General features: G+C 48.3%; 23 protein-coding genes. 9 read left to right on the top strand and 14 right to left on the bottom strand.

All coding sequences use genetic code 11. The features are described 5' to 3' along the window. Positions 1–202: 202 nt before the first annotated feature. From F0P94_RS06345 to F0P94_RS06390, 10 genes are all read right to left on the bottom strand, one after another. Positions 203–2,311 carry a peptidylprolyl isomerase gene (locus tag F0P94_RS06345; protein WP_150902992.1) on the bottom strand — a complete coding sequence of 703 codons (2,109 nt, stop codon included), beginning with the start codon at positions 2,309–2,311 and terminating at the stop codon, positions 203–205. Positions 2,312–2,967: 656 nt separating this feature from the next. Further along, positions 2,968–4,248: a hemolysin family protein gene (locus tag F0P94_RS06350; RefSeq protein ID WP_150902993.1), complete on the bottom strand. Its 1,281-nt coding sequence runs from the start codon at positions 4,246–4,248 to the stop codon at positions 2,968–2,970. A gap of 15 nt (positions 4,249–4,263) precedes the next feature. Next, the gene (locus F0P94_RS06355; protein ID WP_150902994.1) at positions 4,264–4,452 is read right to left on the bottom strand and encodes a hypothetical protein; all 189 of its coding nucleotides are present in this window, start codon (positions 4,450–4,452) and stop codon (positions 4,264–4,266) included. Between the two features lie 81 nt (positions 4,453–4,533). Further along, positions 4,534–5,088: an LPS export ABC transporter periplasmic protein LptC gene (lptC, locus tag F0P94_RS06360; protein ID WP_150902995.1), complete on the bottom strand. Its 555-nt coding sequence runs from the start codon at positions 5,086–5,088 to the stop codon at positions 4,534–4,536. 86 nt (positions 5,089–5,174) lie between these two features. Next, the gene (locus F0P94_RS06365) at positions 5,175–6,443 is read right to left on the bottom strand and encodes a hypothetical protein (RefSeq protein WP_150902996.1); all 1,269 of its coding nucleotides are present in this window, start codon (positions 6,441–6,443) and stop codon (positions 5,175–5,177) included. After that, positions 6,436–7,155: a type III pantothenate kinase gene (locus F0P94_RS06370; RefSeq protein WP_150902997.1), complete on the bottom strand. Its 720-nt coding sequence runs from the start codon at positions 7,153–7,155 to the stop codon at positions 6,436–6,438. The genes F0P94_RS06365 and F0P94_RS06370 overlap by 8 nt, the downstream gene beginning before the upstream one ends. Before the next feature lie 572 nt (positions 7,156–7,727). Then, entirely contained in the window at positions 7,728–9,620 is a 1,893-nt protein-coding gene (locus F0P94_RS19845; protein WP_225307136.1) for a pseudouridine synthase, read from the bottom strand. A gap of 58 nt (positions 9,621–9,678) precedes the next feature. Further along, positions 9,679–10,242: an SMC-Scp complex subunit ScpB gene (gene scpB / locus F0P94_RS06380; RefSeq protein ID WP_150902998.1), complete on the bottom strand. Its 564-nt coding sequence runs from the start codon at positions 10,240–10,242 to the stop codon at positions 9,679–9,681. A 128-nt stretch (positions 10,243–10,370) separates the two neighbouring features. Then, positions 10,371–10,754 carry a TraR/DksA family transcriptional regulator gene (locus tag F0P94_RS06385; protein ID WP_150902999.1) on the bottom strand — a complete coding sequence of 128 codons (384 nt, stop codon included), beginning with the start codon at positions 10,752–10,754 and terminating at the stop codon, positions 10,371–10,373. A 178-nt stretch (positions 10,755–10,932) separates the two neighbouring features. Next, on the bottom strand, positions 10,933–13,155 hold the full coding sequence (locus F0P94_RS06390; protein WP_150903000.1) for a T9SS type A sorting domain-containing protein: 2,223 nt from the start codon (positions 13,153–13,155) through the stop codon (positions 10,933–10,935). 294 nt (positions 13,156–13,449) lie between these two features. Between F0P94_RS06390 and F0P94_RS06395 the strand changes: the two genes are divergently transcribed. Continuing rightward, complete coding sequence (locus tag F0P94_RS06395) at positions 13,450–14,361, top strand: hypothetical protein (RefSeq protein ID WP_150903001.1); 912 nt, start codon at positions 13,450–13,452, stop codon at positions 14,359–14,361. 135 nt (positions 14,362–14,496) lie between these two features. On the opposite strand, the gene ribH is transcribed toward F0P94_RS06395, so the two are convergent. The 3 genes from ribH to pdhA all read right to left on the bottom strand — a co-directional run bounded on the left by ribH (position 14,497) and on the right by pdhA (position 17,414). Next, on the bottom strand, positions 14,497–14,979 hold the full coding sequence (ribH, locus tag F0P94_RS06400; RefSeq protein WP_150903002.1) for a 6,7-dimethyl-8-ribityllumazine synthase: 483 nt from the start codon (positions 14,977–14,979) through the stop codon (positions 14,497–14,499). Between the two features lie 521 nt (positions 14,980–15,500). Then, positions 15,501–16,253 (bottom strand): tetratricopeptide repeat protein, encoded by a 753-nt coding sequence (locus tag F0P94_RS06405; RefSeq protein ID WP_150903399.1) that lies wholly within the window; start codon positions 16,251–16,253, stop codon positions 15,501–15,503. A gap of 120 nt (positions 16,254–16,373) precedes the next feature. Then, complete coding sequence (gene pdhA, locus F0P94_RS06410) at positions 16,374–17,414, bottom strand: pyruvate dehydrogenase (acetyl-transferring) E1 component subunit alpha (protein WP_150903003.1); 1,041 nt, start codon at positions 17,412–17,414, stop codon at positions 16,374–16,376. Positions 17,415–17,551: 137 nt separating this feature from the next. Between pdhA and recF the strand changes: the two genes are divergently transcribed. The 3 genes from recF to F0P94_RS06425 all read left to right on the top strand — a co-directional run bounded on the left by recF (position 17,552) and on the right by F0P94_RS06425 (position 20,344). After that, positions 17,552–18,688: a DNA replication/repair protein RecF gene (gene recF, locus F0P94_RS06415; protein ID WP_150903004.1), complete on the top strand. Its 1,137-nt coding sequence runs from the start codon at positions 17,552–17,554 to the stop codon at positions 18,686–18,688. Between the two features lie 511 nt (positions 18,689–19,199). Continuing rightward, positions 19,200–19,529 (top strand): DUF721 domain-containing protein, encoded by a 330-nt coding sequence (locus F0P94_RS06420; protein ID WP_150903005.1) that lies wholly within the window; start codon positions 19,200–19,202, stop codon positions 19,527–19,529. Between the two features lie 80 nt (positions 19,530–19,609). Further along, positions 19,610–20,344 carry an energy transducer TonB gene (locus F0P94_RS06425; RefSeq protein ID WP_150903006.1) on the top strand — a complete coding sequence of 245 codons (735 nt, stop codon included), beginning with the start codon at positions 19,610–19,612 and terminating at the stop codon, positions 20,342–20,344. A 17-nt stretch (positions 20,345–20,361) separates the two neighbouring features. On the opposite strand, the gene F0P94_RS06430 is transcribed toward F0P94_RS06425, so the two are convergent. Further along, entirely contained in the window at positions 20,362–20,757 is a 396-nt protein-coding gene (locus F0P94_RS06430) for an SET domain-containing protein (protein WP_150903007.1), read from the bottom strand. Between the two features lie 230 nt (positions 20,758–20,987). Between F0P94_RS06430 and F0P94_RS06435 the strand changes: the two genes are divergently transcribed. The 5 genes from F0P94_RS06435 to F0P94_RS06455 all read left to right on the top strand — a co-directional run bounded on the left by F0P94_RS06435 (position 20,988) and on the right by F0P94_RS06455 (position 26,736). Continuing rightward, the gene (locus tag F0P94_RS06435) at positions 20,988–23,915 is read left to right on the top strand and encodes a heparinase II/III domain-containing protein (protein ID WP_150903008.1); all 2,928 of its coding nucleotides are present in this window, start codon (positions 20,988–20,990) and stop codon (positions 23,913–23,915) included. 85 nt (positions 23,916–24,000) lie between these two features. Next, a complete protein-coding gene (locus F0P94_RS06440; protein ID WP_150903009.1) occupies positions 24,001–24,555 on the top strand; it encodes an acyl-CoA thioesterase in 555 nt (184 codons plus the stop codon). Positions 24,556–24,745: 190 nt separating this feature from the next. Continuing rightward, a complete protein-coding gene (locus F0P94_RS20020; RefSeq protein ID WP_225307152.1) occupies positions 24,746–24,952 on the top strand; it encodes a T9SS type A sorting domain-containing protein in 207 nt (68 codons plus the stop codon). 133 nt (positions 24,953–25,085) lie between these two features. Beyond that, on the top strand, positions 25,086–26,030 hold the full coding sequence (locus F0P94_RS06450) for a T9SS type A sorting domain-containing protein (RefSeq protein WP_150903010.1): 945 nt from the start codon (positions 25,086–25,088) through the stop codon (positions 26,028–26,030). Between the two features lie 91 nt (positions 26,031–26,121). Continuing rightward, entirely contained in the window at positions 26,122–26,736 is a 615-nt protein-coding gene (locus tag F0P94_RS06455; RefSeq protein ID WP_150903012.1) for a DUF2939 domain-containing protein, read from the top strand. Positions 26,737–26,863 lie beyond the last annotated feature (127 nt).

Here is a 26,863-nt window from a genome sequence, read left to right on the forward strand (position 1 = left end):
CCACTAAAGCCCTTGCTTTAATCCGGGAAATTTCAGTTTCCGCGAAGTAATGCTGAGGTTTTGAATCGGCCAGTAGCGGTTCTCCTTTGTTCAGCTTTTCAATATAACGGAATTTTAACCTAAACTGTGCAAACGGCCGCTAATAAAAAAAGCTGCTTCCTCAGAAGCAGCTTTTTTTCAGTAAATGTAATAACGTTTGTTCTTAGAAGAATTTCACGCGGTTATCTTTAATTTCGGCTTCGGCTTTAATGGCTTCGTAAACAGCGTTGTCTAAACGGGCCATGCGCATGCCTTCGAGCTGCTTTTTCACGCCGGCAATGTCCGTAACTGGAGCAGCCGGAGTAATCTGCTGCAGTTCAGCCATAATTACGCCACCCTGGCCTTCGATTGCTTCGGTACGTTTACCTGGTTGTAAAGCGAAGATCTTACCAACGGCTACCGGCTCAATGCCCGCGCCTTCGATGTTGGCAGAACCGAACGTTACGTTAGAGGCAGTACGAACCTGGGCTTCAGGGCCATATTTAGCGGCGATTTCTTCTAAAGAACCTTTTGCGTTAGCCAGTTTCTCTTTAATCGCATTTGCTTTTAATTCGTTACGAACAGCAGCGGTTAACTCTTCGCGGCGGGCTTCGATGTTCTGTTCGCCTTTTTCGGTTTTACCGGTAAGTACGGCTACTACAAACTGATCGTCTACTTCGAACACTGGCGATACCTCGCCTACTTTGGTGTCTTTGTTGAAGGTCCAGCGAACCAGTTCGCGGGCGTTCAGGTTGTTCACGAAACGGTCGTTCTGACGGAGGTTTTTCGCTTCCGCTTTTACGAAAGATTTGTCTTTGGCAATATTGGCGTTAAATTCTTCGGCGTTTTTGCTGGTACCAGCCAGCTCATCGACTTTGCGGAAAGCGGCATCGCGGGTATCGTCGGAAGAGCCAATGTTGCGGGTAACGGTTGCAATCTGGTAGCTGCGGGTAGTTTTAGGTTCGGTAACTTTTACAATGTGGTAACCGAAGCTTGTTTCTACCAGGTTTGGCAGCAAGCCGGTAGATTTTGCATTAAATACTGCTTTGTCGAACTCCGGAACCATGTTGCCCTGGTTGAACCAGCCTAAATCGCCGCCCTGAGAAGCTGTTCCGTCGGAACCGTACTGACGGGCCATTTCTTCGAAAGAGGCGCCGCGTTTGATCTGGCCTAATACTTCTTCGGCTTTCTTCTTGGCTTCGGCTTTTGCTTCCGGAGTATCAGAAGCAGGCTTGAACAGAATGTGGCTCGCGCGGATAGACGGGGTACCGCCTTCTTTTACGTCGGAAACTTTATACATAGTATAAGTACCGTTTTCCTCGAAAGGCCCAACAACGGTACCTTTGGTTAAAGAAACCGATTTCAGTTTTTCCGGCAGCTGGCCAATGTTCACGTAAGACGGGTTGAAAGGCGTTTCGGAATTAGCAGCTACGAACAGAGAATCGTTGGTAGAATTCTGGAATTGTTTGGCCAGGCTCTGGATTTCTTCTTTTGCGGCATCTTTGTCGGCTGCGGAAGGAGCAACCGAAACGGTTACGTACTCTACGCTACGGGAAGGCTCGGCTTTGTATTTATTCTTGTTTTTATCCAGGTACGCTTTCAGCTGGTCGTCGGTCACTTTAAAAGCCGAATCGCTCAGGGTGAAGTACGGGATGTACAGGTATTTTACAGAAGCCTGCGCATTTTGCTCTTCGTTAAAGTTCTTTGCTTCCTGGGTGGTTACGTAAGCCGACTGTTTGATCAGGTTGTCGAACTTCATGCGCATGCGATCCGGACGAAGGCTTTCTTCGAAGTTCACCCACATGGCCTGCTGCTCAGCCGGTGCTTTGTTCAGGTTTCTCAGGTATTCGATCACTTTAGAGCGGTCGAACTGGCCGGTTTGCGGATCGGTGAAGGACTGCTGAATAGCAGGGTGAATGTGATTGCCCTGTACCATGTCTACCAGTTCTTCTTCGGTAACGGCTAAACCTAAACGGTCGAATTCTTTTTGAAACGCTATTTTAAAAATAAGCTGGTTCCAGGCTTGCTCACGCAGCGGACCCATTTCGTTTTCGTTTGGCTGACGGCCCTGGTTCTGGTTAATGAAGTTGCGTTTTACGCCTTCAAGCGTTTCGTCGAATTCCTGAATAGTGATCTCCTGACCGGCTATTTCGCCTACAATTGTATCACCGCGCCCAAATAATCTGGATTGAGGACCAAGCAAATCGCCTAATACCATGAAAATTAGCAAGCCGACCGCGATTGCGCCTACGGCCCAGCCAGACTTTTCCCTGATTTTGTTAATTACTGCCATTGAATAGTTTAATTATAAAAGAATTGCAAAATAATGAGAATATCCGGTAAGTTCAAAATTTTACACCCTTTAGCCGGCTTTATGTTAAGATTTATGTTTTAGTAGAAAGTAAAAGGGGTTTTTTGATGGGAAAATATAGCGTTTTTGTTCCTATTGAAATACTTATTTTCGGCCTTGAGCAAGCTTCAACTCTAAACTCATAACTCATAACTTTTAACTCTTAACTGACTTTCCCCTCAAGCCGGGTGGCTTCGTTTCTAACTCGAAAGCCGTGGATTCACCTGCCCTACCGGGCTGCCTCCTGCGTCGGCACCGGTTAATCCAAAGTCTTTCTCCTTAGAAACTGGTATCAGTTTTCCTCAGATTTGGCTTTTATCTTTTTGTGTAAGATCAGATAATGTTGGCTCGCGCGACGCTGCGCTGGCGATATGCGTGAAATCTATTTTTGTGAAACCATGAAAAATCCTTTAATCCTTAAAATCTTGTTCAGACATAAACGTGAATTAATAATGTGAAAGGGCACCCACAAGGGATGCCCCAGCATGTAATTCCTAATTCTGAAAATTCTATAATTCTGGAAATTCTGATTTCAGACAATTGTCCGGAAAATCCTTAAATCCTGAAAATCCTGATTCTGATTCAGACAAAAAGCGGCCTTACGATTCTGTTTGCTCCGGGTGCATGGTGAGCTGTACGGTGTTGATGCGGTTCTCGTCCATGGTGAGGATGGTGATGGTGAAGGGCGGAACCTGGATCACGTCGCCGGGCTTTGGGATGTCTTCGTATTCGGAGAAAATGAAGCCGCCCAGGGTTTCATAATCGCCTTCGGGAAGTTGGAAACCGTATTTTTCGTTCAGGTAGTCTATTTCGTGGCGGGCACTGAAAATGTACGTGTTCGGTTCCGGCAATACCTGTTCTACCAGATCATCTTCGTCGTATTCGTCCTGAATTTCGCCGAAAATTTCTTCTATTATGTCTTCTACGGTTACAATACCGGAGGTGCCGCCAAATTCATCTACGACCAGGGCCATGCTCCGGTGGTCGGCAATGAATTTTACGAGAAGCTCGTTGGCCAGCATGTTTTCCGGAATTACGGTTACCGGCGTTAAGATCTCAGCAATGGTGGCCGGCCGGCGGAAAAGCGATAACTGGTGGCAATAGCCGATTATATTATCGATGGTTTCTTTGTAGATGAGCAGTTTGGAATGGCCGGTTTCCACAAAAGCTTCCCGCAAAACTTCGATCGGTTCGGAAAACTCTACGGCTTCAATTTCGGTTCGCGGCACCATGCACTCCCGCACCCGCACCGTCCGGAATTCCAGCGCATTTTCCAGGATCCGGGTGTCGATGTCGGCCATTTCTTCGGTTTCACTGACATCGGCAGCGCGGCGCATGTGCTCATCGAGGTTGGTAGCGGCAAAGGCCGGACGGTCTTTCTGGTAACTAACCCGGGCCACCCGGCTGGTAACGAACCGATTGAAGCCGGTTACGAACTGCACGAGCGGGTAAAAAATATAATACGAAACTGCCAGCGGCGCGGCAAAAGGGGTAAGCAGGCGATGCCCGTAAATGCCTACAAACAGCTTAGGTACCAGCCAGCGAAAAAGGAAAATGGCCAGCGCACCAGCTAAAACGGCAAGGCAAGCAACAGCAACGGCTGAAAATTCGGTAAGTTCGGGGAGTTCCTCGTAAACCTTTGCTGCCAGTACCGCTCCCCCGCCTACCATGGCCAGTAAACGGCCTACCAGGCAGGTAGCGGCCAACCGGAGCCGGTGTTCCAGCAGCCAGTCGGTCAGTTTTTCGGCCCAGGAAAGTTTTTTTGCGCCTATTTCGAAAGAAAATTTTGCCGGCCGAAGGTAAATGGTTTCGGCGGTGGTGTAAAAGCCTATCAGCAGCAGAAAAAAAACCAGAAGCAAAATGGGGCCGGGGTCGGTCATAGGGCAAGGCAACGCTTAAGAGCGCTGTTTCTTTTTTTCGTTACGGAACAACATTAAACAAACAATAGTAATCATAAAAATCCAGTAATTATACCCGATAGCCGCTGAAATAGATACGCTTTGCCCGTCGATAATGCACCGGTGCACGCCGATCACTAAGGAAACGATGGCAAGGGAAAGGTAAATGGTTTGTTTAAGGTTCACGTTGAAAATATTGCATTGAAATACCGGAATTCCGAAAACAGGCTTTTTACTTCCTTTTTCCTGCCTTCCGGCTTTATAAAATTATTGCTTTACCGAGAAAACACCGCTTGGCTTCAGAATTTTGTACCGGGAAAAATCTTGGTTGGCTTCGAGGCCCGTGCCAGTAAGAATCTCATCGGCCGTGCGGATCTTTACGAATTTGTCGGTCTTGATCTGCTGCTTCCGCTTATCCCAGCGGAGTTCTTCGGTGTTCAGAGTCTGGTTCTTTTCCAGGTTCTTCACCACTACATTTCCTCTTACCCGGTACGAATCGGTTCCTTTGTCGTATTTGCCGTAATTGGAACGCAAAGTACTGGTAACCCGGCCCTGATCGTCGAGAAAAGTTAGATCTAGGCCTTTGGGGTAAATGCCGTCGCCGTTTTCAAATTGCTGCTGCAGCGGCGAATTCAGCTTGATTTTCACGCGGGCCGAATCGCTGTAAAGCGTATGCACGTTGGCCGTTTCCATGATGGGGCCGGTATACTTTTTCTCTTTATCGGGATCCTGGGTCGGGCCACAGGAAGTAACGGCCAGCACCAGCAACCCTGGCAGGGCGTAAGCAAACAGCAATTTCCGGTAAAGAGAACCCTTGTGCATTAAAACGTTAGCAGCTATTTATCTGGTAAAGCACTATTGCCGGAGGCCTTTCTTACTTTTTCAGTTGAAAACCTACCGTTTAAAAATTAATCTAACTTACGCTGGATAAACCATTTATTGTTCAGAGTGAAACCGGCCTGTACGCGAATAAAGTTTTCCTGTACCAGGTTATCATCAGTTGTGCCCCGCTTCCCATATGCAAAGCCCAGGTTCAGGAAATTGCTTTCGGTAATTAGCGCCCGGCCCACCGGCAAGGTAAAGCCCCAGGTAACGGCAGCTTCGTTTACTTGCTTTCCGGCCAGCTGATAAGGCGTTTGCCCGAAGCTGAGGCCGGCGCGGTAAGCCACCCGGCGGAAGTAGCGCGGAGAAGCCGGTTCCGGCACGTATTCGCCGCCCAGGCCAACCCGTAAGGCATTTTTCAGCTCATTCCGGCCTTCAAAACTCTTGAATTCTCCCCAGGCTTGCGAGGCCACATCAAGGGCAACACTCCAGTTTGTACCGTTGTCGATGCTGATGCCGGCCTGAAAACCGCCCGGGATCTGGGCTTTTCCGGAAGTGCTGTCGGCCTGGAACGAGGAAGTTACACTGGTAAAAGACATACGCTCCAGCTGGGTACGGCGTTCGGCGGTTAAACTGATCGGGAAATTATAAACCCCGCCAATGCCGATGCTGTATTTTTCCCCGAATTTCCGGCGGTACGCAAGCCCCGATTTAAAAGCAAAATCGTTGTAAGTGGTTTGCTGGCTTACCTGCAGCTGCTGGCCGCTTTGGTTCTGAATAGCCGAAGTAAAATTATTATTGATGGTACCGAAAATGTATGAAGCCGCTACCCCTACCGTAAGATCTTTGGCCACTTTTACGCCGTTGCCGAAATAAACTTCCGTTAAGCCGCCATCGCCGCTATATCTTACCAGGGCCTGCGTATTTGGATCGCCGGTTACCGGCTGGGAGGTATTGGTTTCGTACTGCACGGTGCTGAAAGGCTTCAGGCCAACGGCAGCGGTCCATCTTTTATGAACCGGCAGGCTCAGGCTGATGGTATTTAAGGTGGTGTTGCCGTCGCGCTGGGAGCGGTTTTCCTCTTTCAGGGTTTTCAGCTGACTGGCCACGCTCATTTCAAAAATCACATTGTTGTTGTAGTAGAGCAAAGCCGGGTTCAGCTCGTTTACCTGAGCGCTGTTAGGCGAAGAAACGCCGGTACCGCCCATGCTGAAATTGCGGATGTTGCCGTTGTTGGTAGAAACTTCGCCAATGCCCAGACGGGAATAAGGAGAATTCCCTGAACTTTGAGCCAAGGCAGGAGTTATAGCAAGCCAACCGGCGGCCAGCGCAAAAGCAGAAATATATTTAAACATCTTGTATCAGTAAACTATTAAGCCCGATCAAAACCAATTCAGGAATTGCAAAGATGCGGCCTTTTAAGTTAGTTTCAAAAAAAGCAGCGTCGCCGCCGCAAAGTAAGGTCACCAGACTTTCTGACTGGCTTTCATAGCGTTTTATAATGCCTTCGGCTTCGGCCAGCGTGCCGTTGTAAACCCCGCTTTGCATGGCTTGGGCGGTGGTTTTCCCCGAAAGTTCCGGAGCAAACGAAGGCTGTTCCAATAACGGCAAGCGGCTTGTAAACGTATGCATGGCCCGGAATTTCATATTCAGGCCGGGGGTTATCAGCCCGCCGTGGTAATTTCCGTTGGCATCCAGGAAGTCGTAGGTAATGCAGGTTCCGGCATCTATTACGAGGCAATCGGTATTCGGGTACAGGAAAGCAGCGCCTAAAACGGCCGCTAAGCGGTCTTTGCCTAAGGTTTCCGGCGTTTCGTAGAGGTTTTTGATAGGTAGCTTTGTTTCATGCGTAAGCACTACTTTTTTGCCCGGAACCGCTACGGTTTTCAGCACTTCTTCGGCCGGTGTACTTACTGTGGAAAGCGCCAGATTATCGAAGTTATTTTCAGCAGCCAGTTTTTCTAAAGCAGCCAGATCAGGTAAAATGCCTTTCTGCTTCAGTTCTTTGCCCTGAAAAACGCCGTACTTGATGCTGGTGTTGCCGATATCGATGATCAGGTTGTGCATATTACCCCACCTAAATCCTCCCCTAAAAACAGGGGAGGACTTTTTTCGCGGTATGTGTTTTTGGTTTATGTATTTATAGCGTTTTGCTTTTAAAAAGCTTTGATCCGTTGTTGGTATCTGTGGCCGACAGGTAAATTTCCGGAACCCCTGTAGAGACGTAATATATTACGTCTTTCACAGCATTGCGACAAATTTACCACATCTAGTACCCGTCTTGTAGCTGGTTCTGGCACTAATCAACAGTGTTAGTACCTCGAATGGAGACGTAATATATTACGTCTCTACAGGCTAATTTATTTAGTCATCCCGACCTTGTGAAGGGAACTAACGCATACCGAACACGAACGATAGACATTTATTGCTACGCTCAAATGCCATAGTAGTAACCAATAGTTTCCTCGGCTTCGCTCGGAATGACCGGCTTCTTTCCGTTGCCTGACAGCTCTGGTGTCTTCACCAACAACGGCAAAGTTCTACTTTCTTTCTTAATGCTGATGCCTAGCATTTCAGCAAACCAGACAAAAAAATTCCGGCAATGCTTTTCAACATTGCCGGAATTTAAGCTTTTGTTCTTATAAGAAATACTTCAGGCGGATCACTTCTTTTTCGGTGAGGAAACGCCAGTTGCCGCGTGGTAAGTCTTTCTTGGTTAAACCGGCGTATTGTACGCGGTCCAGGGTTACTACTTCGTAGCCGAGGCTTTCGAAAATACGGCGTACGATGCGGTTACGGCCAATGTGGATCTCGATGCCCAGGAACTTGTTGGTGTTGCCAATTAATGCCAGGTCATCTACTTCCGCTTTGCCGTCTTCCAGCTCCAGGCCGTCTACAATTTTCTGAAAGTCGTCTTTGGTAATTGGCTTATCCAATTCTACCTGGTAGATCTTCGAGTTCTTGTGCGACGGGTGGGTCAGTTTTTGGGCCAGTTCGCCGTCGTTGGTGAACAGCAGCAGGCCGGTGGTGTTTCTGTCTAAGCGGCCAACCGGGAAAATACGTTCTTTCGAGGCATTTTTCACCAGGTCCATTACCGTTTTGCGGCCTTCCGGATCTTCAGTAGTTGTGATAAAGTCTTTCGGCTTATTCAGCAACACATAGACCAATTTCTCACGACTTAAGTTTTTTTTTCCGTATTGAACGCTATCCGTTGGTTGTACTTTGTAACCCAGTTCGGTTATTACTTCGCCGTTTACCCGGATCTCGCCGGCTGCGATCAGCTCATCGGCTTCGCGGCGCGAACAGATACCTGCGTTGGCAATGTAGCGGTTCAGGCGCAATTGGCCGTCGGCCGAAAGGTCTTCGGAACGTTTGCTTTTATCGCGGTTGCTGTAGCGTTTTAATCCGGTGTAGTTCGGCGCTTCGCCCATAGCTTCCGGAGCTGCTGAACGGCCTCTGCGGTCTGCTACGCGGTCAGGTCGGCCGGTGCGGCTTTCGCGGGCCGGACGGTCGCCTCTTTCCGGACGATCTTCGCGGGATGAGGTACGTTTTTCGCCTTCCGCTTTGTAAGCATTGTACGAACGGTCACGGCTTGGGCGGTTTTCTCTTGGAGCGCGGTCTTCACCACCTTCTCTGGAGCCTTGGTTTTCGCGGGAGGCGCGCATGGCTTTCGTAAAACGGCTGCCTTCCTGACGATCTTCTTTATTAAAGGTACGGTCTTTGGAGTAACCTCTTTCGGAAGACCCGTATGACTTTTTATCGTCGGAACCATAGCTTTTTTTGGCGTATGGTTTGCGGTCGCCATCGTAAGAACGGGCTGGGCGCTCGCTGCGGTCGTTATTGTAAGGACGGTTAGATGGACGTTCGCCGAAGCTTCTTTTTTCTTCGCGCGGCGCAAAGCCGTCTGCATCGCGGCGCGGGCCAGAAGCTTTTCCTTCTTCCTGACGGGCGCGATACTCTTCTTTTTCTGGTTTAAAGCTACGATTACGTTCCCCTTTGCCTCCTCTTGGTACCGAACCCTGGCCCGATCTTTCGGCCCGGGCTACCCAAGGGCGGTCATCGGTTGGCTTGCGGTTAGCTGCCGGACGGTAAGGGCGGAATTCTTTATCGCCACCTTCCGAGCGGCTTGGGCGGTCGGAAGAACGGTTTTCGTATGGACGGTCGCTTTTGAAACCGCGGTCTTTGTTGTATGGACGATCGGATGAAGAACGGTCTTTATTGTAAGGACGGTCGCTGCCGGCTGAACGATCTTTGCTAAAAGGTTTGTCGCCATAAGAGCGGTCTTTGCTATACGGACGATCTGAAGATGCGCCACGCTCCTTATTGTAAGGACGGTCGGAAGAGCGTGGTTTGTCGCCGTAGCCACCTCTTGGCGAATCGCCGTAAGGCTTGCGGTCGCGGCTGTCGGAGGAACGGCCTTTGTCGTTGCGGTTGAAGATCTTTTTGCCTTCGCCGCTGCTGCTCCGGTCAGAGCCGGTGGTGCGACGGGCAGGTCTTTCGCCGCTGCCGCCTCTTGAATTATTGTATGCCATTTAAATTGGATTGGTGATGTAGTATCGCTACTATATCGGTATATAAAATAAGGTAAATCTAGTTGTCGGAAACTTCGCCGATCATGTTCTCTTCGGCGGCAAAGTCTTTGAGTTGCGGGAGGTCGCGGAGGTGGTTTATTCCAAAGTATTCCATGAACTTCTGCGTAGTGCAGTACAAAACGGGGCGGCCAATAGTTTCAGCTTTCCCTTTTACTTCTACAAGTTCTTTTTCGAGTAACTTGTGCAGGGCATAATCGCAACTTACGCCGCGGATCTGCTCCAGCTGGCTACGGGTTACGGGTTGTTTATAGGCAATAATGGCCAGGGTTTCCATAGCAGAAGTCGAAAGCTTCCGTTTCGACTTCTGCTTCAGGAACAAGGCCAGAGTTTCCTGGAAATCAGGTTTGGTTAAGAACTGGTAACCACCGCCAATGGCATAGATCTGCAACGCAAATGCTTCGCTCATGAACAGCTGGTGAATTTCTTCAATGGCTTCCAGCACATCGCTTACCGTCACTTCCACCTGCAAGGCTTCGGAAAGGCATTTCTGCATCTCCTCGATGGTGACGGGCGACTGGGCGCAAAAAACCAGCGCCTGAATATGCGATACCAGTGGATTCATTTTTGAGATAGTTCGATTGTTCGAAATTCGATTGTTCGATATGCAACAACCTTAAACCTGGAAATAATTTCCAAAAGCTCCTAAAAAATCGAATAATCGAAAATTCGAACGATCGAACATTCGAATTCTTAGTCTACGCGTTGGTTTTTGGCTTCGATGGAGTGCTGGGTGTGCGGTACGGCGCGAAGGCGTTCTTTCGGGATAAGCTTTCCGGTGCCAATGCACACGCCGTAGGTTCCGTTCTTAATGCGGATCAGGGCGTTTTCCAGCTGCTGGATAAATTTAAGCTGGCGGGAAGCCAATTGGTTCAGGCTTTCTTTCTCGGCAGTATCGGCGCCGTCTTCCAGCAGTTTGGAAGAAGAAGCAGTATTGTCTGTTCCGGAATCGTTGCGACGGCTCAGGGTTTCTTTAATAAAAGCAACTTCTTTTTTTGCGTTGTTCAGTTTCTCCAAGATCAGGTCTTCAAACTCGATCAGTTCTTCACGTGAATAGCGTAATTTTTCCTCGCTCATGGTTCCGGTTTATAAAATATTGAATTCTTTTAAAAAGCAACGCCAGGGCCGGGTATTTCAAGCCTTCGGTTTGCCTTGTAACAGGGTTTCGGTTAAAATAGTTTAGTTTCGCTTCTAACTGAAAACCAGGTACACAACTGAAATTTGGTGCAAAATTAGCGGATTAATCCTGAATTATCTATTCTCCCCTGTTTATTTTCAGGATTTTTCCCAAAACCGCGGTTTCCGGGCCATTTGAAAGGCGAATCAGGTAAACGCCTGCCGGGAAAGAAGTTAAATCCAGCTCCGTTTCGCCGGAGGCAAAAGCCACTTCCTTCTGCAGCCACTCCCGGCCAAGCATATCGGTAACGGAAATAGTTGCCTTTGCACCGGGCATTGAACGCAAAGTTGCTTTCTGAGTTACCGGATTCGGGAAAACAGACCAGTTGCTGAGCATGGCCCTTTCTTTCGAGATGCCACTTACCACGCCAACATTCCGGAAACAGCGCAAACCACCCCGGCTTAAACCGACAATCAGGTCCGGCTGGTTGTCGCCGGTCAGGTTGGCTACGGCCGGATGCATGCGGCGGCCGGTTTGCAGGGTGTCGTTTGAATTAGAAAGCTGATTCCGGAACCACAAGCGGGTTTCTGTAAAAGTGCCGGCCAGGTTGTTTTCTATATCGGGGAAGTAATGAAGTTTACCGTCGTAGTCGCCAACCAGAAGGTCGAACAAGTTATTCTGGTTCAGGTCGGCAATGTGTGGAGCGGCGTAACCGGCGCCAATGTTCGGGTTGCGCACGCTTACGTTGCCAAAGCTGGCATTTTCCAGACTGAAATTCGGCGCTGAAACGGTACCGTTGTTCCGGAAAAAGTTGAGGTTGCCGTTCCGTTCGCCTACTACTAAATCCAGATCGCCGTCACGGTCTACATCAGCCAAGGTTGGCGTGCTGTAGGCGCCTACGCTTTGCCCCACATAATTATTGCTGACAAAAGTAAACACCGGCGGCTGCCCGGCTTGGGAATCGTTACGGAAATAATAAATAAAACCCAACGACTCGCCCAGCAACAGATCCGCATCGCCGTCGCCGTCCAGGTCGCCGAAAGCGGGCGCGATGGTCATTAAATTCCGGGGACTGAGGCCGGCCAGATCTTTCGTTACCAAGGTGTAAAAAGGCGCAGCAGCCGAACCGGTATTTTCATAAAGCGCCAATTTAGCTGCAGCAGCTCCGGTTCCCTGAATGTAGTAGTCGTTACCGATCACCAGGTCCAGATCGCCGTCGCTGTCAATGTCTACAAAAGCGGGTGCAGCTCCGGAACCAACCTCGATCATTTCGCCGCCCAAGAAATCGTTTTTACGGAAGCTGAAATTTGGACTGGAATTGGTGCCGGTATTTTTGTAGAAGTAAACCTGTTCGTAATTTTTAGCGCCACCATCGCCGCCGGTATTGGGAGCCGCTATCAAATCCTTTACCTGGTCGTTATCCACATCTACATAATAGGCAGCCGGAAAAGAATAGAGGTTTAGCGGGTTCGCCGGGGGCCATATGTTGGTTTGAGAGGTCATATTCGCCAGAGTTGACGAACCGCCATTTTGCAGAAATACCAGCTTTTCACTTGAAATGTCGCCGATCAAGGCATCTTTGTCGCCGTCGTTATCCACATCCAGCACCAGCAAGGTAGAACCGGCATGCAGCTGGGTTTTGCCGCCGGAATAGCGGTTGCTACAGGGGCGGTTCAAATTAATGCTGCTGGTGAAAAAGTCTTCCTCAAATTTCCCCCAGCAACTGGTTTCCCGCTTAAAATTAAGGGTATCTGCTGAACAGGCTTGCCCGTTTTCCACACGCATGTTCCGGAACCAGGTTACATAATCGCTGTTCGTGGTAAAAGCCAGCATGTCCAGATCGCCGTCGTTATCCACATCGGAAAAGGCCGGAACGTCGGAGCTGGGAATGGAGATGATACTATTTGTAGCCTGCAACGGATTCTTTACAAGCTGAAAGGACAACTGATTGCCGCTACTCGTATTTTTAAAAACCCGCACTTCGTCGAAACGGCCGGCCGTAAAAATATCGGGTTTGCCGTCGCAATTATAGTCGTGCAGCAATACCCAACTGTGCAAATCCCGCGGAAAGAACGTTGCGTATTCGGGCGCGTAGGTGTAAGCTGTATCGGTTGCCTGGTTATTGCTGATGAAGGGCAGGATATTATTATCGGTCCGGTCGAAAACCAGCAGGTCCTGAACGCCGTCATTATTCAGATCGATCGGGCTGATCTGGGGCGATTGCAAACCTCCGGCCCACGCCAGTTTCAGGCGGTTGGCTCCCTCCTGCACCGGTAACTGCAAAGGCTCGAACAGAAGCTGGGCTTGCGCTACGGAAATACTGCCCGCCAGAAGAACAGTTAGAAGTAAACGTTTTTTCATCTCGGTTAAAGATACGCAAAAGCAACAAAGTTCGAATTAAGAAAAGCAGAGTTTAATAACTAAAGCTTTGAAATTCAAAATCTTTCTTTTTTGTCTGGAAAAGGTAATGCATGACCAGTTTAGTTTTAGAAAAATGGGATTACCAATCCCACGGCACGGTTAAGACGGAATGACAAATTCCGTTAAGCAAATGCTATAAATTAATTTGGTGGAGCAGTAGTGTTTTTTGCCGGAAAACTAAAAGCTGGAACTATATTTGAATTGCGGCTCCCGCAAAACTTTATTCCTTCCTTTATGAAGCTTTTTTCTCCCGGTATCTTTTTAATAAGCGCTTTATTGCTGGCCTCCAGTTGTACTGCACCGCGTTCGGTAATCCATTCGGGTAAAGTTACCCCGAAGGGCGAGTTTAAAGCCGGCGCCAACTTTTCCGGCAACATTGCTACCCAACCTATTGCGGCCCTTTCCGAAGGCACCAAAAATCTGGTAAATACGCTGAAAGAGCAAAAAACCTATGAATCGGCCGATGCCGTGGCGGATGTCTCGCGGGCAGTCCTGGCTTATACTTTGGATCCGGCTTCACCAAGTTTTGATTTTTACGGACGGTACGGTTTGGCTAAACGCGTGGATGTAGGATATAAGTACGCCTTCGGTACGCACGTATTCGATGGCATGTTCCAGTTTATGGGTTCTACGGGAACAATAAAGAATCCCGGCCCGGAAGGAACCTATGGCAGCATTGGCTTGCAGTTTTCCAGCCGGAGCGCCGATCTGCCGGGCAAGTTCTTACTGGAAGATGCCGGCAAGCTGTTAAAATTCGACGCCTCCCGAACCGACATCCTGATTCCGCTGGTGTTCAGCACTTCTTTCGGGCCGGAAGAAACGTATGGCAATATTTCCTATGGCCTGGCTTATAGCCGTTCGTTTGTAAAATATAACTTCGATCCTTCGGAATTCCTGGTTCAGCAGGCGGGGCAACAAAACTATGTGCCGGTCGAAAAGGTTTCGGGCAAGGAAAGTTACGGCGCCTTGGGGGCTTTTGTGAACGCCAAGATCGGTTATAAATATGCGTATGTGTTGCCTGTCCTGGCTATTTACTATCAGAACTACGGCAAGTATAACCTTCCCGGAGGCAGACAAACTGAACTGAAAGGTTTTACTTTTATTCCTTCTTTAGGCCTGCAGTTTAATTTTGGCGGCGGCAGGTAATTTGAATTGCTGAATGGTTAAATTGCTGATTGACAATATTAAGGTTGTTGACTTTAACGATTTGTTAAGCTATAAAAAAGGCCCGCTGCATTGCTGCAACGGGCCTTTACTTTTCCGGCTAATTACCTACCGTTTTTACTGAATAAAGCTCAGCATCTGAATGGCGGCCACGGCAGCTTCTACGCCTTTGTTGCCATAATTGCCGCCGGAACGGGCTTGTGCCTGCTCCAGGGTATTAGTAGTAAGCACCCCAAAAATAACCGGTTTATTGAACCTCAGGGAAACCTGCATCAGGCCTTGGGCTACCGCGTGGTTAATATAATCGTCGTGTTTGGTTTCGCCTTTAATTACTACGCCCAGGCAAATTACCGCATCTATCTCGTTGCTGGAAGCCAAGTACTGGGCCGCTAAAGGTAGTTCGTAACTTCCGGGAACGGTGTTGCGGTGAATGTTCTGGGGCAAGGCGCCGTGCTTGATCAAGGTGTCGTATGCGGCGCGGCAAAGCGAATCGGTAATTTCTTTGTTCCATTCGGCAACCACCAATCCGAAGCGTTTTCCGGAGGCATCTATCAGTTTTTCGGAGTTGTATTCACTCAGGTTTTTAAGCGCGCTGGCCATTTCTTTGTAATTAATAATGAATAATTAATAATTAATAATATCTCAGGAATTGAATACGAAGGTGCAAATTAGATTGCGGAAACGCTATGTATTTCGATTAAAAAGTCGCTGGTATTTTATTTCTCCTTCTGCTTTCCTCCTGCCTATGCTGGTGCTTTCCTATGTCAGGCTAACTTAAATTATTGTGTCATTCCGACCTTGTGGAGGAAACTATCGCATATCGAACCCGAACGAAAGGCATTTTTTACAGCTACGCTGGGTCCTTTCGACTCCCGTCTCAGGAATGCTCAAATGCCATAGTAGTAACCAATAGTTCCTTCGGCTTCGCTCAGGATGACGCAATAAATTGGCTTAATGACGACTACAGTATTTTCACCAACAATGGCATAGCGGCAATAATTTTCAACCTCTGACGAACTCCCACACTCCTTCGATAAAACGTAATTCTTCCCAAACAAAAACGACGCATTTACCAGAAGGTTTCCGGTAAATGCGTCGTTTTCAGTTTTTTGGCAGGAATTTTATTTGCCAGCCAAGCCTTCGGCGCGGGCTTTGTATTTTTTAGCGTCGTTTACTTCCGTGGAGGCGGCATACTTGGTAAGGATCTGGTCGTAAGCATTGGCTGCTTCGGTGTAATTCTTACCAGCTTCGTAGGCCATACCGGCTTTCATTAAGTATTGCGGGGCAAAGAACTCGTTGGATTTGTAATTGGCGGCTTTCGTGTACATTTCGGCTGCTTCTGCACTGTTACCCAATTCCATGTTCGCATCGCCGATCAGGCTGTAAGCGCGGCCTTGCAGGATCAGGTCATCGGAGCTGAAGTCTTCCAGTTTATCGATAGCTTCTTTGTATTTGCCTTGCTTTAAATAAGCCACACCGGCGTAGAAGTTAGCCAGTTTACCCGCTTTGGTTCCGCTGTATTCTTCCGAAATGTATTCCAGGCCTTTGTAACGGGCATCGCCTTTCAGGGCTTTGTTCAGAGAATCGGCTTCGAAATCGTAAACCGCCTGAAACATGGCAACCTGTGCTTCTTCTTCCTGGTTTTGCTTGTAGCTGTAGTAGAAGAAACCACCGGCAATTAATAAGGCCAGGGCTGCAAAAACGCCTAAAAGGGTATTCTTATGCTTCTTTACAAAATCTTCCGACTGGGCCAGACGGTCTGCAATGGCATCCGGGTTTTCCAGAAACTCATATTCGTGCTGGGGCGTGGCATTGGTCAGGTTCTCCGCGTTCGGATCGGTGGCGTTAGGTTTTTTAGTGCTTTTATTAGCCATTAAAGTACTCATTAAAATACGAAGTTAAGGAATTTCTGTCAGACTATTGTTAGAGCATGGCTAAAATTCATTTTTTGCGCTGCAAAAAACAAATTTAACCATGCGCTTAACCGTAATGTACTACTCGCGCAAATAAGGATAATCTTTTTGCACGTAAATGTCGGTGAACAGCTCTTCCGGCGCCGGATAAGGCGAGTTTTCGGCAAATTCCACCGATTCCTGTACCTGAGCTTTTATCTTATCGTCAATTGCCTGCAGCTCTTCTTCGCTTGCATATTTATTTTCCAGAATGGTATGGCGCACGCTTTCGATAGGGTCCTGGTTCCGGTAGTCTTCCAGTTCTTCTTTGGTACGATACTTGGCCGGATCGCTCATGGAATGGCCTTTGTAACGGTAGGTTTTGAACTCTAAAAAGGTAGGGCCTTCGCCGGCACGGGCACGTTCGGCCGCGCGGGCTACCGCTTCGTGCACGTCTTCGCAACGCATGGCGTTTACCGGTTCCGAAGGCATGTCGTAGCTTAAGCCAAGTTTATAAAGTTCGGTTACGTTGGAAGTCCGCTGCACAGAAGTACCCATGGCGTAGCCGTTATTTTCCACTACAAAAATTACCGGCAGTTTCCACAGCATGGCCATGTTAAAGGCTTCGTGCAAAGCACCCTGACGCACCGCGCCGTCGCCCATGTAGCAAATGCACAGGTTTTTGGTACCGTTGTATTTCTCGGCAAAGGCAATTCCGGCGCCCAATGGCACCTGACCGCCTACAATGCCGTGGCCGCCCATGAAATTCACTTCTTTATCGAAGATGTGCATGGAGCCGCCTTTGCCTTTGGAGCAACCGGTGGCTTTTGCAAATAATTCAGCCATTACCGCGTTCGGGCTCGTACCCAAACCCAGCGGATGACCGTGGTCGCGGTAAGCGGTGATCCATTTATCGTCTTTTTCCAGCGCGGTAATAGCGCCGGCGGCACAGGCCTCTTGGCCGATATATAAGTGGCAAAAGCCTTTAATTTTCTGCTGACCGTATAACTGGCCGGCTTTTTCCTCGAACTTGCGCATGAGCTGCATCATCTCATACCAGTGCAAATAGGTTTCTTTTGAAAATTTTGTTTCCGCTTTTACCTTTGTTTCCTTCTTGTCCTTCGCGTCTTTCGTAACTGCCATAGTAGCTGGAATTGCTCGTAATTTCTAAGTTTGTACTGTAGCCCGGCAGAAAGACCAATTGGTTTAAACCGAAGTGGGTTCCTGACAAAGGGTTACAACACGCGAAATTAACTAAAAAGAATCTTACAACGAAATTAATGACGCTCGAAAATCTGAATGTGCTCTTTTTTAAGAATTATGAAGAGGCGGACATTACTTTCTCTCCCCACATAAACTGCTTTATCGGCCCGAATGGTTCGGGTAAAACCAACCTGCTCGATGCCATTCATTACCTTTCGCTTACCAAAAGCGCTTTTGCCGGCTCCGATGTTCAGAATGTAAAGCAGGGCGAAGATTATTTCATGGTACGCGGCCGCTTTGCCCAGGAAGAACAGAAAAACCTGATCCAGTGCACCTTCCGGACGGGGCAGAAAAAGATAATTACCAACAACAAGGTTCCCTACGAAAAAGTAAGCGAACACGTGGGCCGGTTCCCAGTGGTTTTAATTTCGCCCTACGATACCGATTTGGTGCGCGAGGGTTCGGAAGAACGCCGCAAGTACTTTGATAGCCTTATTTCGCAACTGAACCACGATTACCTGGACAACCTGCTTCGCTACAACCATTTTCTGAAGCAGCGAAATTTACTTTTAAAGCAGTTTGCCGACCGCAATTATTATGATTCGGATTACCTGCAGGTTTTAACCGAGCAAATGATACCGTTCGGCGAACAAATTTCGGCTACGCGGCAGGCTTTTTTAAAGGAATTCGAGCCCGTTTTTCAGAAACAGTATCGTTTTTTATCGGAAAGCTCGGAGGAGGTGCGCATTGAATACAAGAGCCAGCTGCCGGGGCAGGATTTTGCTTATTTACTGAAACAAAACGAACGCAAAGACAGCATTCTGCAACGCACTTCGGTAGGTCCGCATAAAGACGATTTCGTTTTTCTGATGGATGAGAATTCGGTGAAGCACTTCGGCTCGCAAGGCCAGCAGAAAAGCTTTGTAATAGCCCTGAAACTGGCCCAGTTCGAACTTACCGCTGCCGCTAAAAACCAGAAACCGCTTTTGCTCTTGGACGATATTTTTGACCGGCTCGATGAAAAACGGATCGCCAAGCTTTTGGAAATGGTAGCCAACCACACCTTTGGGCAGCTGTTCATTACCGATTCGCATCAGGAACGCACCCAGCTTTTTCTGAAAGACCTTTCGGAGGATATCCGGACTTTCTGGGTAAGGAATGGTAGCGTTTCACCCCACCCCGGCCCTCCCCTAATTCAGGGGAGGGAGCTTTGATTTCTGAATCAGGATTTTCAGGATTAACAGAACTTTCAGGATTTCCTTTAAAAGAATTTCATGCATATCGCCAGCGCAGCGCCCCTGAAAACCACGTTAGCGGATAAAAACTAACTTAAAAACAGCCCACCACGGAGGAAAACTGATACCAGTTTCTAAGGAGAAAGACTTTGGATTAACCGGTGCCGAGGCACGAGGCAGCCCGGAAGGGCAGGTGAATCCACGGCTTTCGAGTTAGAAACGAAGCCACCCGGCTTGAGGGGGAAAGTCAGTTAAGAATTGAAAGTTATGAGTTTAGAGTTAAGGCTAACTTTAAAACGATATGCTTTCAAGGCCATAAAACGCTGCGAAATCATTAAACCCATTTCATTACCGATTTAGAACGCCATCCATTTATCAACAGAAACACCTAGTTTTCCTGTGGACAAATTGCCGATAACTTCTGCTTGAAGCCTTATACCTTTGCTTCCATTCCGGAATATCCGTACACCAATCTAACACCCGCGCACTTATGTTGAGACCACGCTACAATACCGACAAATCCCTGAACAGCCGCAAAGCCGATATCCAGCCGCTGAAAGAGAGTTTGCAGGCGCTGGTAAATGCGTATAAACTGCAGGGCAAACTGAACGAAGTTACCATTGTGGAAAGCTGGGAGAAAATTATGGGCCGGGCTATTGCGCTTAAAACCCAGCAGCTTTATTTCCGCGACGGTAAATTATTTGTGCGCCTCACCTCTGCCCCACTCAAGCACGAACTCACCATGGCCAAAACCAAAGTAATTGAGCTGATAAATGCTGAAGTAGGCGTGCAGGCAATTAAAGAAGTGGTGTTTCTGTAAGAACTGCCGAAAAAGTTTATCCTGTTTGTTGAGAAGCATTCCTTTAATTCCTGTTATCTTTGCTTTTCAATTTATATCTCATGAAGCTTTTTTTTACTGCTGCTTTCACGCTTATTTCATTCTTCGCCGCTGCTCAGGAGCGGAAATACCTCGATACAAACTGGCAGATAGTTTTGGATTCAAGCAGCGCCAAATATTATGAAGAGGTAGCTTTCTCCGGTTCAGGAGCCAACGCCATTAAAACCAATAGAACCTACACTATGGCCGGCCAACTTATAAAAGAAGAAAGCTCTAATGAAAAAACCAGGTTTATGGCTGGCGGCAGTAAGGAATGGTTTGAAGACGGAAAAATAGCCAAAACCAGCAATTACGTAAATGGAAGCCTTGAAGGCGAATTCCGATCTTATTACAAAACCGGCGAACTACGGCGAATAGATATTTATAAGGATGGCAAACTTATTCAAGGGAAGTGCTTAACCAAAGCCGGAGCAGACACAACCTATTACCCGCACGAAACCAGTGCAGAATTTCCGGGCGGCGCACAAGGGTTTATCAGGTATTTAAACAACACTCTGAAATACCCTGCCGCTGCCAAAAAGAATTATATTCAGGGCAAGGTACTCGTTCAATTTGTAGTTAACCCAGACGGCTCTTTATCCGGAACAAGAATTTCCAGACCGGGCGATGCCGACCTCGATGCAGAAGCATTACGGGTAGTTTCACAGATGCCAAACTGGAAACCAGCCGTTAAGGAAGGAGAAAGAGTAAGTCAGCGAATGGTTATTCCAGTTAATTTTAGTCTTGACAGACGGTAATACACTTCTTTTCGCCGCTACTTCAGCATACCTTTATAATCGTCAAAATCCTTATCAAATCCATTGTAATCGGAGGTAATTTCTTCGCCGGGCTGAATATCGCTGGCCGCAATGGTAAAGCCTTCGTCGTCTTCGGAGGTATCTGAGGTATTGGGTTGGAAGGAATGGTTGATGAAACGCCCGTCGTCGCCGCAAAGAATATGCAGGTGGCTGGATTTGCTTCGGTATAGGTATTTCTTCAGATTATCGAGCGGGTATTCTTTTTCCAGTTCAGCCAATTGTTCATCGGAAAGCTTCAGGTCTACGCCTTCGGTGTACTTCCAGATAATTGCGCCTTTAGAAATAAACTGATCGGCAAACAAACCAATGCCACTGATCTTGCTCTGGCCGAGCCGGGTTTTTACGAGAAGCATGTAATCGGATTCGTGTTTTTTTCGGCATACGGAAAGGCAAATAAAAGGCTGTGCTCTACTCAGTGTTTAACCTCCTTCCATAAAAATAAAGGCGTCCGGCATAACTGTTGGCCCTCTCCATCAGTATCTTTAAAATAATAAATATAATTTTTTAAAGAAACAAACACGCAAGAACTCTTTGCAGGCAACTGCTGTTTCCTAAGCCGTGTTTCGTGTGTATATTTAGCATTATGCCTATTGCCGGATTTTTTACCAGATTTAGTTTTCTCTTTCTTTCTTATACTGTTTTAGCCTTTACCGCTTTAGCGCAGTCGGGCAGCTGGCAGCCTGCCGGGGCAGATGTAAGTTTTCCAAGAACACTGCTTAAAGCCAATGCCCTGCCGGAAGTAAGACAATCGCTGCAGGAATCTGCCCGCAAGGAGATTTACCAGTCGGTATATGCCTGGGCTTTGGCAACGCCGCCTGCTACCAATTCCACCGATACCGACCGCCGCCTGCGGGCCAGAGCTGCTAAAAACGTTGCGTTTATCCGGATAATTGGTCTGAATTATAACTTAGATACGCTCAATTCCGCTCAGAAAAACGACCTCGAAACCAAAGCCATATCCCTGCTCGACAACCTGAACCCGGCGGTGGAAGCCTTCTGGAGCTACGAAAAATGGCAGTGGCGCAGCAAAGAACTCATCGACTATTTAATTGCCTACGACCTCTTGCGCGGAGCCGGCGTTCCTGAAGCGCGCCTGCTTACCGCTAAAACCAACCTGCAGAACTTTGCCGGCCGGCTGTATTCCAATGGTTCCGGCTTTGTAGGCTCTATAAACAACAACCATTTATTTATGACGGCTGCCGCTTTGGGTATGGCCGGAGTTGTGCTCAACGACATGACCAGCACCACCGTGGCCAATCAGCCGCAAAGCTGGATAAACATTGGCATGTACAACATCGATAATGCCATGTGGCGCAATGCCGGAAGGCAATCGGAGCCGGGCGTAGTAGCAGGTTATGCCGAAGGGCCGTACTACTTTAAATACGCCATGCAGAACTGTCTGCCTTTTTTCCGGGCTTTCGGGAATTTCCTGCCGGATGGTACTTACAGCTTCACGTGGAACAACACAACCCGCCAGATCCGCAATCCTTTCTTCGACCCGAATTACGACCTGCTTTACCAGTGGATCACGGATATTACCCTGCCCGACGGCCGCCTGCCGGCGCTGGAAGATTCTTACATCGATATGGCCATGCCGGAACTGGCCTTAACCGGGAAAGCGCAGTTTGTAAAAGAATTTCACCCGCAAAACCTGGAAGCAAACCAGCTCCGTACCCTGGATGCGCAGCTGGACGGCACGGTAGATTTACGGGCCAATTATTTAGCGGCCAACGTAAATCCGCTGCCTAAACCGGAAAAAGCTTTAACTTCTTACCCGGAAGCCGGCAATTTGGTATTCCGGTCGGGAAATGGCTTTGCAGGAAATTACCTGCACGTTTACGGTAAAAAAGGACTTGCCCTTACCAATTCGGGCGGACACAACCACGGCGATGCCGGCAGCTTCACGCTTTATTCCCAAGGCCAATTACTGGCTTTGGATGCCGGTTATCTGAATTACAATCGTCGCGGGGAAGTAGGAAATGCCACGAACCATAACCTGGTGCTGGTAGACGGCGCGGGGCCTTTGATCGGGACTTCCAGCGCGGCCAACGATGCTGCCGCTACCATTCAGCATCCGTTCCAGACATCGGGGTTGAGTTACGGGGAAGTAGCTACTGCTTATTCCGGCGCTAGTATTACCCGCAAAACGCTGAGCGTACGCGGCGAATATTACCTGATGACGGATTTCATTTCGGCGGCGGCTCCGCATAATTTTACCTGGCAGCTGCACGGTTTCGGCCTGGAAAACGGCACCTCCGCGCAAGGTACTTTTACCGATAATGCGGCGAACCACGAAGGCATCTGGCAGAAGAACGGTGTTTCCCTCAAGGCGCACGTAACGGCTACCAACGGTGTCAGCAGTTATACCAAAACCACCGGCATCCACGAAACGACTTATAATCAGGCCGAAAGCCACACTACTTTTCTGGTGAATAAAGCTAACGTTTCGCAAACCCAGTTCCTGGCCGCGCTGCTGCCTTACACTTCTCCTGCCCTAACTGCCACTACCCTGCCGCTCAGCAACATGGCCGGCCTGGTAACCGCTTCGGCCCAATTCACCGATGTGGCCTTTACCCAAGCCGATACTATAATGCAAACCGTAACTGCCGCGACGTTGCCGGAAACCTTAAGATCCGATGCCAGCTTTACCTTTTATTCCGAAGATATTTCCGGCGAGCTCGCCCAGGTTTTTCTGCAGAACGGCACTACCCTGGTTTACGGCTCGGAACAACTCCTGAAAAGCAGCCGCCGCGCCAATATTTCGTGGGAGCAACTCAGCAAAGGCGAATTTGAAGGCTACGTAAGCAAACCGGCTACGCTGCTGGTAAAAGCCGATAAACGGCCCAATCTGGTAACCGGACAAAACCTCTCCTCCTGGACGTACGATGCGGCAACCAAAACCCTGATCGCTACCTTTTCGCAGCCTTCCGATTTCCAGTTAAGGTTTGCACAGGACCCGCTTCCGGTGGAATTGGTAGCTTTTAAGGCCGAAAAAGTAAGTTCCGGGGTGAAATTAACCTGGCAAACGGCTTCGGAAAAAAATAACCGTTCGTTTCAGATCCAGCGTTCTGCCGATGCCCGCTCCTGGAAAACAATCGGGGAAAAAGCCGGTCAGGGAACAACTTCTGCTGCCACAGCCTACCACTACCATGATGTTCCTGACTTTTCCGGGCTGGTTTACTACCGTTTAAAGCAACTGGATCTCAGCGGCGATTTTAGTTATTCCGACGTTCAGGCCGTGCAATTTGAGATGGAAACAATTACAGCCCTGCACCTTTATCCGAACCCCATTAAAGACCGGGTTACGCTGGAATTAATGTCTGACGTACCGGAAAATGTGGAGATCGAGCTCCGAAATGTGGCCGGCCAAACGGCATTTAAACAGAAACACCTGCTGGCAAAAGGGTTAAATAGCCTTCAACTGGAACTGGCAGGGCTTCCCCGCGGATTTTACTTCGTAACCCTTAAATCCAACTCCCGAACCTGGCAGACGAAATTTGTAAAACAGTAGGTTATAGTCACTAAAAAGGAAGATTGCCGTAATCCGGAATTCAGGAAGGTGATCTTCTTTTTTTATGACCTTAACCCAGCGTTTTATGCAAGCATCCGAATTCCGGCCGGTTTCTTATTCCCGCACCACCATTACCGAACTTATGATCCCGGCGTATGCCAATTTTGGCGGCAAGATCCACGGGGGTATTCTGCTTTCGCTAATGGATAAAGTGGCTTATGCCTGTTCAGCCAAGCATGCGGGCAATTATTGCGTTACTGTAACGGTAGACGGGGTTCACTTTCTGCAGCCTGTGGAAGTCGGGGAGCTGGTTTCGTTAATGGCTTCGGTGAATTACGTGGGCAATACCTCGTTAATGGTGGGCATAAAAGTAATTGCTGAAAACGTGAAAACCGGCCAGGTGAAACACACCAACACTTCTTACTTTACCATGGTAGCCAAAGACGATTCCGGTAAACCCACTCCGGTGCCGGGCCTACTGCTGGAAAACCAGGAAGATGTGCGGCGGTTTCTGGAAGCTATAAAACGCCGGGAGATTAAAGAACACAGCCGCCAGGTTTTTGAAAACGAAAAAAGCCGCTTAACGCCGGAAGAAGATCTTACGCTGCTGGAAAAGGAACGGTGCCGGTTGGGGTTCTGACTTTCCGCAGCGCCTATTAAAATCAACCTTTGCGTTACAATTTCCCTTACCGGAACCTGCGTTTGCCTTCGGGCATTACTGAATTACCATGCTGCTTTAAGAAGCCTTCGCCAGCAAAACGCAGTCTTAAAACATGCCTTAAGCTGAAAACCAACAACAAAGCTTTTATAAACTGCTTCTTTTAAACCATATTTGTACTGGTGTTAACTACTCCAAAAGCGCCTGCAATTGTAAAGTTAGCGATGCATCAGGCAAAGTGGTTCTATCCGAAAAATTGAGAGCTAACCATCTGCTAAACATTTCGGGCCTGCCAAGAGGCACTTACTTCATGGAAGTTACCAACGGAGCGCTTCGGCAAACAGGTGGTAAAGCAATAATTGGCAGGTATCTGTCCTGATTTAAAAGCCATTTCCGAATTCGGAACTGGCTTTTGTCATTCCGGGCAATCCTCCCCTTCCCTTTCCATCGGCCCTTGCTTGTTATTCAGGGGTTTCTCTTTAATTTTGGTGTTTATTAAAACAAATCAGTACATGAAAAAACTTTTACTTGTAGTCGTAATGGCTGTTTCAGGCTTCTTTGCAAAGGCCCAGTCCTACACTTTTTCGCAGACAACCGGTACTTACGCCGACCTGCCTTCTCCCTTTATATTGAGCCAACCTGGTTGGGATGGTATGAGTTCTTATAACGTGTTAATTCCTTTCCAGTTTGAACTGGGTGGTACCACCGAATCGATGCTGGGTATTGGCGGTAATTCGGAAATCGGCTTTCAGTTCGGCATGCGCGGCATTTCAGCGCTTCTGGCAGAGCTCGAAGACCGGAACCAGTCAGCCAACCCCTCTACGATCGGCTACAAATTAACCGGCACGCCGGGGCAGCAGATCCTGAAAATGGAATGGAAAAATGCAGGAACAAGCAACGGCGGCAGCGAATTTGCTAATATGCAGGTATGGCTTTATGAGGGCTCAAACATCATCGAGCTGCATTACGGCCCTTCCAGCCTGCCTTCATCCGGATTTCTGTATTTTCCCCAGCAAGCCCCTACCGTTGGCCTGGCCTTATCAACTTCCTCGTCCACTTTTACCGTTTCAGGAATATTTCTGCAGGGTAACCCGGCTGCTGCTACCGCAGTAACTGTAACCAATGCAAATACCTTTCCTACCCTTGCTGCTCCCCCGGCCAGCGGCACTATTTACCGCTTTACTCCTTCCAATGTAACAGGCTTATCCGGAAAGCTGCCGGAAAATACCCTGGCTTTTCACCCCAATCCGGCTACCGATTTTATTACTATAAAGGGTCTTCAAACTGAATCAAAGGGAGCGCACCTGATCGTTACCGATATGGCTGGCCGCACCATGATGAGCGAAACAATACCGGCAAACGGCCGGATAAACATCGAAAAACTGGCTAAAGGGATTTACCTGGCCCGGATAACAGCTAATGGTAGTTCTTTCACAAAACGTTTGATCAAACAATAAAACCGAAATTGTTTTATTTCGTTGGTGAAGGCCCGGAATCGGATCCTGAAGCTAAATAATTCTTAACTCCATTATTCACGAGTACATTTCTATGAAAAAAATCCTTTTACTGCTTCTGGTTATTGGTTTAATAGGTGGCTATCTTTATTACCGTAGTTTCCTTTCTGGGCCAAAGTACTCGTTGCTGCAGGCCAAAGAAGCCGCACAGAACCACAACGTAGCCGAATTTGAAAAGTATGTGAACGTGGAATCGCTTACCGGCAGCCTGGTAGACCAGGTAACGCAGCAACGCAGTCTGGTAAGCCGGTTTGTTCCGGGGCTGAACCTGGGTAAAAGCGCTTTAAACCTGCTGAAGCCACAACTGGTAAAAGCGGCCCGCAACGAAGTGCAGTACTACATCGAAACCGGCAACATTAACCTTAATGCCGCCGGGAAAAAACCCCTGATCTCCTTGGGTGCCATTGCTGGAATGGTAATTGGCGACAGCAGCGAGTTCCAGGGCATCGATTACATTAAAGAGGCCGGAGAGCAGGCCCTGGTCGGGCTGAAATTCACGCAGCCCCGCTACGATACCACCATGGTACTGGAAATTAAGATGCTGGATAAAGGCGATTACTGGCAGGCCACCGAGCTTACCAATGTGGGCGACATTATAAACCACGTAGCCCGCCTGGAAAAGCAACGCTTGCTACGCCGGAATCAATAAAGGACTTTTTATTTCAAAGGCCCTGCTGTTTTAATTTAACAGCAGGGCCTTTGCTTTTAAAGGGCAGGTAGTTTCCGATCCTGCAATGAATAATAGTTATTCCTGAATTAAACTTTAACAGTCTTTT

The organism is Adhaeribacter soli, from assembly GCF_008727925.1.
Taxonomy (GTDB): Bacteria; Bacteroidota; Bacteroidia; order Cytophagales; family Hymenobacteraceae; genus Adhaeribacter_A; species Adhaeribacter_A soli.

Excerpts from the sequence above, each read along its gene's own strand:
- F0P94_RS06440 (WP_150903009.1), top strand. The coding sequence starts at position 24,001 with ATGCAAGCATCCGAATTCCGGCCGGTTTCTTATTCCCGCACCACCATT.
- F0P94_RS06425 (WP_150903006.1), top strand. The coding sequence starts at position 19,610 with ATGAAGCTTTTTTTTACTGCTGCTTTCACGCTTATTTCATTCTTCGCC.
- F0P94_RS06430 (WP_150903007.1), bottom strand. The coding sequence starts at position 20,757 with ATGCTTCTCGTAAAAACCCGGCTCGGCCAGAGCAAGATCAGTGGCATT.
- F0P94_RS19845 (WP_225307136.1), bottom strand. The coding sequence starts at position 9,620 with ATGGCATACAATAATTCAAGAGGCGGCAGCGGCGAAAGACCTGCCCGT.
- F0P94_RS06450 (WP_150903010.1), top strand. The coding sequence starts at position 25,086 with ATGAAAAAACTTTTACTTGTAGTCGTAATGGCTGTTTCAGGCTTCTTT.
- F0P94_RS06385 (WP_150902999.1), bottom strand. The coding sequence starts at position 10,754 with ATGAGCGAGGAAAAATTACGCTATTCACGTGAAGAACTGATCGAGTTT.
- F0P94_RS06455 (WP_150903012.1), top strand. The coding sequence starts at position 26,122 with ATGAAAAAAATCCTTTTACTGCTTCTGGTTATTGGTTTAATAGGTGGC.
- F0P94_RS06395 (WP_150903001.1), top strand. The coding sequence starts at position 13,450 with ATGAAGCTTTTTTCTCCCGGTATCTTTTTAATAAGCGCTTTATTGCTG.
- scpB (WP_150902998.1), bottom strand. The coding sequence starts at position 10,242 with ATGAATCCACTGGTATCGCATATTCAGGCGCTGGTTTTTTGCGCCCAG.
- F0P94_RS06435 (WP_150903008.1), top strand. The coding sequence starts at position 20,988 with ATGCCTATTGCCGGATTTTTTACCAGATTTAGTTTTCTCTTTCTTTCT.
- ribH (WP_150903002.1), bottom strand. The coding sequence starts at position 14,979 with ATGGCCAGCGCGCTTAAAAACCTGAGTGAATACAACTCCGAAAAACTG.
- F0P94_RS06350 (WP_150902993.1), bottom strand. The coding sequence starts at position 4,248 with ATGACCGACCCCGGCCCCATTTTGCTTCTGGTTTTTTTTCTGCTGCTG.
- pdhA (WP_150903003.1), bottom strand. The coding sequence starts at position 17,414 with ATGGCAGTTACGAAAGACGCGAAGGACAAGAAGGAAACAAAGGTAAAA.
- F0P94_RS06370 (WP_150902997.1), bottom strand. The coding sequence starts at position 7,155 with ATGCACAACCTGATCATCGATATCGGCAACACCAGCATCAAGTACGGC.
- F0P94_RS06390 (WP_150903000.1), bottom strand. The coding sequence starts at position 13,155 with ATGAAAAAACGTTTACTTCTAACTGTTCTTCTGGCGGGCAGTATTTCC.
- recF (WP_150903004.1), top strand. The coding sequence starts at position 17,552 with ATGACGCTCGAAAATCTGAATGTGCTCTTTTTTAAGAATTATGAAGAG.
- F0P94_RS06345 (WP_150902992.1), bottom strand. The coding sequence starts at position 2,311 with ATGGCAGTAATTAACAAAATCAGGGAAAAGTCTGGCTGGGCCGTAGGC.
- F0P94_RS06365 (WP_150902996.1), bottom strand. The coding sequence starts at position 6,443 with ATGTTTAAATATATTTCTGCTTTTGCGCTGGCCGCCGGTTGGCTTGCT.
- lptC (WP_150902995.1), bottom strand. The coding sequence starts at position 5,088 with ATGCACAAGGGTTCTCTTTACCGGAAATTGCTGTTTGCTTACGCCCTG.
- F0P94_RS06420 (WP_150903005.1), top strand. The coding sequence starts at position 19,200 with ATGTTGAGACCACGCTACAATACCGACAAATCCCTGAACAGCCGCAAA.
- F0P94_RS06405 (WP_150903399.1), bottom strand. The coding sequence starts at position 16,253 with ATGGCTAATAAAAGCACTAAAAAACCTAACGCCACCGATCCGAACGCG.